The organism is Streptomyces anandii JCM 4720 (assembly GCF_014650655.1).
Taxonomy (GTDB): domain Bacteria; phylum Actinomycetota; class Actinomycetes; order Streptomycetales; family Streptomycetaceae; genus Streptomyces; species Streptomyces anandii.
Genome location: NZ_BMVJ01000014.1, coordinates 92,761 through 99,142 on the forward strand (window position 1 = coordinate 92,761; position 6,382 = coordinate 99,142).

General features: G+C 71.5%; 4 protein-coding genes and 1 pseudogene. 4 read left to right on the forward strand and 1 reads right to left on the reverse strand.

The features are described from left to right. Positions 1 to 305: pseudogene (locus tag IE249_RS38340) on the forward strand (alpha/beta hydrolase); the annotation flags it as partial. A gap of 118 nt (positions 306 to 423) precedes the next feature. Beyond that, a complete protein-coding gene (locus IE249_RS24070; protein WP_189707793.1) occupies positions 424 to 2,316 on the forward strand; it encodes a glycoside hydrolase family 5 protein in 1,893 nt (630 codons plus the stop codon). A gap of 62 nt (positions 2,317 to 2,378) precedes the next feature. On the opposite strand, the gene IE249_RS38345 is transcribed toward IE249_RS24070, so the two are convergent. Continuing rightward, the gene (locus tag IE249_RS38345) at positions 2,379 to 2,492 is read right to left on the reverse strand and encodes an SDR family oxidoreductase (protein ID WP_229859158.1); all 114 of its coding nucleotides are present in this window, start codon (positions 2,490 to 2,492) and stop codon (positions 2,379 to 2,381) included. A 243-nt stretch (positions 2,493 to 2,735) separates the two neighbouring features. Between IE249_RS38345 and IE249_RS24075 the strand changes: the two genes are divergently transcribed. Together IE249_RS24075 and IE249_RS24080 are read left to right on the forward strand one after the other, a co-directional pair. After that, complete coding sequence (locus IE249_RS24075; protein ID WP_189707795.1) at positions 2,736 to 5,411, forward strand: serine protease; 2,676 nt, start codon at positions 2,736 to 2,738, stop codon at positions 5,409 to 5,411. 80 nt (positions 5,412 to 5,491) lie between these two features. After that, a partial coding sequence (locus tag IE249_RS24080; RefSeq protein WP_229859159.1) for a DUF6215 domain-containing protein occupies positions 5,492 to 6,382 on the forward strand: 891 nt, incomplete at its 3' end.

The window sequence follows — 6,382 nt, forward strand, 5'->3', positions numbered from 1 at the left end:
CCGCACAGCAGGCCGAGAGCAACATCGAGCTCGGCAGGCTCTCCCGCCGCAGTGAACTGGGCCCCGTACTGGACGGCATCACCGTCCCGACCCGGTACGTCGTCGCCTCGGGGACGTCCTTCGGCAGCCGGGGCGGCGAGCAGGAGCGGATACGCGCCGGCCTGGACGCCGCGACGGCGCAGAACCCGAACATCGAGATCACCGCGAAGGTCGCGAGCAACCACGGCGCGCTCCTGCGCAAGGACTTCCCGGCCATCGCCGGGGCCGTACGCGAGGTGGCGGCCCTGGACCGCGGGGGACGCTGATCCCGCCGGCCTGGCGGCCACTGGACTGGCGACCGGACGTGCCACACCGGTCGTCAGTCTGCCGCGCGTTGGTCAACTCCCCTGTGCGGGACGGCTGTTGTTCCCTAGACTCGCGCGTATGCCGATAGCGAGCAGGCTTGTCCGGTACCTGACAGGAGTGGTCTCGGCCGTCCTCCTCCTGGCAACCGCGCCGGGAGCGGTCGCGGCACAGCCGGCTGCCCCGGCGGCCACCACCTGGCAGCCGCCCCTCTCCACCCGCGGCCGCTACATCGTCGACGCCGACGGCAGCCGATTCAGGCTGATGTCGGCCAACTGGGACGGCGCACAAGGCTCTTGGACGGGCAGCGGCAGCAGCACCGACCCCGCCAACCAGCACGCCGGACAGAACTCCTACGGCATACCCCTCGGCCTGGACCGGGCGCCCCTGGCCAGGCTCCTCGACGACTTCCACGCCCTGGGCATCAACAGCGTCCGGCTGCCGTTCTCCAACGAGATGATCCACGCGACGTCCCCGGTGCCCGACGCCGCAGTCGCCGCCAACCCCCAACTGCGCGGCAGGACGCCCCTGCAGGTCTACGACGCGGTCGTGGCCGCCCTCACCGGCAGCGGCTTCGCCGTGATCCTCAACAACCACACCAACACCTCCCGCTGGTGCTGCGGCATCGACGGCAACGAGCGCTGGAACAGCAGCCAGTCCGCCGCGCAGTGGGCGGACGACTGGGTGTTCATGGCCCGCCGCTACGCCGCCGACCCCCGCGTGGTCGGAGCGGACCTCTACAACGAAGTGCGCCGTGACGTCTTCGACGACCCCAACTGGGGCCTGGGAGACGGCCACGACTGGTACGCCGCGGCCCGACTCGCCGCCGACCGCATCCTCACCGAGGCCGATCCCAACCTGCTCATCGTCGTCGAAGGCATCAACTGGACCGGCCTGCCCGTCGACGGGCTTCCGCACGGCCGCCCCATGCTCACGCCCGTGCGCACCCTGTCCCACACACTCGTCGCCAACCACAAGCTGGTCTACTCCGCCCACTTCTACGGGTACACCGGGCCGAATCACAGCGGCGCGACCGGCATCGGCGAGACCCACGACGCCCGCTACCAGGACCTCACCCGCGACCAGCTCTTCCAGGCCCTCACCGACGAGGCTTTCTTCGTCGAGCAGGAGAGCGGCGAGCACTTCACCGCACCCGTGTGGATCAGCGAGTTCGGCATCGGGGCGGGCGAGACGGGCACCGCCGCGAGAACGTGGTTCGGCAATGTCACCGACTACTTCGCCGACCACGACGCCGACTTCGCGTACTGGCCGCTGGTGGGCTGGGAAGGCCACGACGACTGGGCCCTGCTGCGCTACGACACGGACGGGCACCGGTACGGCATCCTCGACGGCGGCGACTGGCGCGGCACCGCGTGGAACCACCTGATGACCGCGCCGACCCACCGTGGACCGGTCGCCCCCGTGCCCGTCTGGCGCATGCTCGACACCGACCACGGCGACCATGTGCAGTCGCTGCGGGTACGGGCGGGCGGCGACTGGGACACGGGCGCCTACAAGGCCGCCTGCCCCGACGGTCTGCGGCTGGCGGGCCTCGGGCACACGTCGGGACGCGGACTGTGCACCGACGTCACCACCGGCGACCTGCGCGCCGAGGGCAACGCGCAGGCCGTCGTCACCGACGAGCGCTACGTCCCCGCCGGCGGCGACTGGGCCTCGGGGTACACCAAACTCCAGTGCCCCTCCGGGCAGTACCTCATCGGCTACAGCCACCGCGGCAGCCGGCTGTCGGCCGCCCTGTGCGTCCCGGCCCGCACGCCCCTGGCCGGCGCGGGGCGGACCGTCTGGTTCGACCGCTCCGACAACCGCCCCGCGGGCGCGGGCGGCGGCGACTTCGCCTACGGCGACTACAAGGGCCAGTGCGCCGACGACGAGTACGCGGCCGGAATCGCCTACACCACCCGAGTAGGCAGCCCCCGCGGCCCGGCCGCCCTGCTGTGCCGCCACCTCTCCTGACTGTCCGTCAGGCGAACTCGACCGAAGGCGGCACCTCGACGACGACGAGGTCACAGCCCTTCTCAGACCTTCCTGGGGAAGAAGCGGCCCGCGCTCGGGTGGTCCTGGGCGCCGTCGACGCAGACGTTGGCGCCGTTGATTCCGCCGGCCCCGGGTGACAGCAGGAAGCAGTCCACGTCCGTGACCTCGCGCGGTCGACCATGCGCCCTCGGGGACCAGCCCGATGCCGCCGCTTCCCCCGGTGACGAAGGCCGCCCGCCCCGCGAGTCCCAGATCCACGGCGGCACCCGGTAGCACACGCCCACGCGATCAACCCGCTTGATCGCGGGGCCGAGGAGGGAATTCACCCCACAGACCCGTATCCGAGCTGTTACGTTACGTGAGCGGCACCAACGCCGATCCGAACCGAGGTGTTGCCCGTGGGCGTGTCGTCGACCGAGGACGAGTCCGTGGCCGGGAAGCCCCGGAATCCCCGGAGGCCCCCGAGCGGGGGCAGTCCGGCCGCTTCGGTGGCGCAGATCCTCACCGGCGCGGACACACCGGTCGGAGCGGGCTTCCTCGTGCCCGGCGGGGCGGTGGTCACCTGCGCCCATGTCGTGGCCAACGCCGGCTGCGGCCCCGGTGACGTGCTGACACTGCGCTTCCCGCAGGCCCCCGGAGCTCCCCGGGCCACGGGGACGGTGCTGCCCGGCCCATGGCGCGCCCCCGGGGACGAGGATCTGGCCGTCATCCAGCTCACCGGGACCCCGCCGTCCGTGCCCGAGCTGCTGGTGGGCCTCGCACACGGCGCGGAGGGGCGGCCCGTGTGGTCGTTCGGATTCCCCAGGTCGACGTTCGACAGCGGCCACGAAGGCACGGCGAGGACCGGCGGCCGGCTGCGCGTCGGGGGCGGCGACCACTGGCTGCTCCAACTGCACGAGGCGAACACCGTGGCGCGGGGATTCAGCGGCGCACCCGTCGTCGACACCGCGACCGGCCTGGTGATCGGCATGGTGACATCCCTGCCCGGCGCCGACCGCAACCTGCGGGGTCTCAACATCGCGTACGCGACACCCGGCGAGAGCCTGCGCCAGGCATGGCCCGCGCTGAAACCGAAGGACGTCTGCCCCTACCAGGACTTCCGCGCGTTCACCCGCGAGCACGCGCGATGGTTCCACGGCCGCGACCGGGCCAAGGAGCAGGTGCTGGGCCACCTCGCGAGCCGCCGGCGCGGACTGCTCCTGCAAGGGCCCTCCGGATCCGGCAAGTCCTCCCTGGTGCAGGCGGGAGTGCTGCCCGCGCTGCCGCCGGGCTGGCGGTCGGTCACCGTCCGCGCGGAGGCGAGCCTCACGGCGGCCCTGGAGCGGGCAGGGCTCGCGGACGCCGGACCGGGAGCAGACCGGGGAGCCGGCCCCGCGTCCGGCCCCGCATCCAGCCCCGCATCCAGCCCCGCATCCGGCCCCGCATCCGGCCCCGCATCCGGTCGGAGCGTCCTCGCGGCGGCCGAGAGATTCCTCGCGCACTCCGCCGGCACCGAGCATCTGCTGCTCGTCGTCGACCAGTTCGAGGAGCTGCTCACATCGCCCGCACCGGGACACGGCACGCCCCCGACGGCCGACGAGGAGAAGGCCGTACTGCGTGAGCTCACCGAGGTAGTGGAGTCCTGCGCCCCGGTGACCGTGCTGCTCGTCATGCGCAACGACTTCTATCCCCGGCTGGCCGACCGCGCCCCGCGGCTCCTCGAGGCCGTGAAGCCCGTCGTCGACATGCCACCGACGCTGACCTCCGGCGAACTCCGCGACATCATCACCAAACCCGCCGCAGACGCCCGCCTGCGCTTCGAGGCGGAACTGCCCCAGACGATCCTCACCGAGGTCATGTCCGGCGGCCGCTACGACACGGCTCCCGACGAGGTCCGCGTCACCGTACTGCCGCTGCTGGAAAAGACGTTGACCCTGCTCTGGGAGCACCGCTCCGACAACCTGCTGACGTACGAGGCCTACGACAGGGTCGGACGGTTCGGCGGCAGTCTCGCCCAGTGGCAGGACGGCGTGCTGCGCCAACTGGACGACAGGCAGAAGGCGGTGGCTCAGCGCGTCCTCGCCCTGCTGGTGCGCCACGACCGGACAGGCAAGAGCCTGGACACACGCAGACCGCGCAGTGTCGCGGTGCTGCGCACGCTGGCCTGCGGCCCCGCCGCCGACGAGGCCATGGTCGACCACGTCCTGGCCGTACTGGCCCGGGAACGGATCATCGTCGTACGGTCCTCCGACGAATCCGGCCGGGCGGCATCGCCGGTGGCCGAGCTCGTCCACGACCTGCTCATCGACAAGTGGCCGCAGCTGCGCCGATGGAGCGCGAAATACGCGGAGTTCGACGCCTGGTTGGACCACGTGCTCGAGCGGGCCGAACGCTGGCGCGGAACCAGGAACCCAGGCGACCTCCTGCAGGGAACCGACCTGGCCCTCGGACAGCGCTGGCGCCACGAGTTCGGACTGCCGGCGCCCGCCGGCGAGTTCCTGCGCCGCAGCGAACGCCATCGGCGCCGACGCCGCGTGCAGGCCACGGCAGCCCTGTCGGCCGTGCCCGTGTTCGCCGTCCTCGCGGCCACCGGCGTGATCGACATCGGCATCCCGGGCACCGGCCGGGCTCACGACCCGGCCGCCTCGGCGAGCGCCTACCCCGGCACCGACAGCGGTGCCCGCGCCCTGCTGCTGAAAGCCGGTGCGGGCACCGACGCCGACCTGGTGGAGTCGCTGAAGCCGACCCACGCGGACTACCAGACCGTGTTCCAGCCGGAGTTCGCCGCACGCGCCGAACGCTTCTACCGGACCGCCGCGCCCCTGCCGTCCGGGCCCTGGGCCAAACCCGAGCAGACGATGCTCTGGATGTGGAGCGCCACCACCGACCAGATCCGGGCCGGAACGGGTCCCGCCGTGGACGTGTTCCCCGGCGGCTACGCCCAGCTGAAGGACGCGTTCAGACCCGGACTGACCGTCTACTACTGGAAGTACACCCGGCCCGGCGAGCACTACGGCATGTCATTCGACGGACTCATTCATGTCAACGGCCACTGGGCGCTGTTCCCCAAGCCCTGGCGGGCGTCGGCGTCCTGAGACCGAAGACCGCCATGATCCGTTCCGGAAGTGTGGCTTCCACCATGGCGAACATGTCCATGACCTGGTGAGATCACCGGGTGCTCGGTTTCCTTCTTCGTCTTCTTCCCTTCTGGGTCCGCGAGCCCCTGCTCATCGTGATCGGGTCGGTTCTCGGCGTACGCATCATGTATCTCGCGGTCCGCGATCACGACCAGGTCGCGGCCCTGCTCGGCGTGGTGTTCCTCGTGTTCACCGCGATACGGGTGTACGTGGTCGTACGGGCCCTTCGCGCACGCCGGAATCCCCGGACCCAGCCTCAGCCCGAGGCCCAGACCCGGCCCCACGCTCAGCCGCTCGCGCAGACCCAGACCGCAGACGGAGCAGTTGGGACGCATCCCGGCCCGGTCGCTCCGCAGAAGGAGCCGAATGTGTGGGGGCAGGCCCTGGCGGCCGTGGCCCTGTTCGGGGCGCTCGGGGGTGCGCTCTGGCTGGCCCCGCAGGTGCTTCCGGCGGACGACAGCACGCCGAAGCCGGCCTCGTGCTCGGACGACGAGGACGAGAAGCTGCCCAAGGCCTTCAAGGAGACACCCCAGGCCGTGACCGGCGAGGAGCTGTGCAAGGCGCTCAACCGGCCCGACCTGGCCCGGCTCCTCGGAACGCCCGGAGAGACCGCGACCACGGCCTCGGGCAGCAACAACACCGCCGCCCTGACGGACGGGAAGGTCGCCGAGCCGGAGGCGGAGGTCAGATTCGACACGTACACCGTGAATGTCTCGGCCACCTACAACAAGCTGTCGACGGCCCAGTACGTGAAGCTCATGAAGATCGGGGGCGACAAGAACGTCAAGACGCTGACGGTGCTCGGCCGGCCCGCGGTCTACTCCTCGGACCACACCATGAAGCTGCAGATCAACCTCGGAAGCGGCGGAACCGGCGGACCGGTCGAACAGGGCCCCTTGGCCAGGACCCTGTCGGTCGCCCTGGACGGG

Excerpts from the sequence above, each read along its gene's own strand:
- IE249_RS24070 (WP_189707793.1), top strand. The coding sequence starts at position 424 with ATGCCGATAGCGAGCAGGCTTGTCCGGTACCTGACAGGAGTGGTCTCG.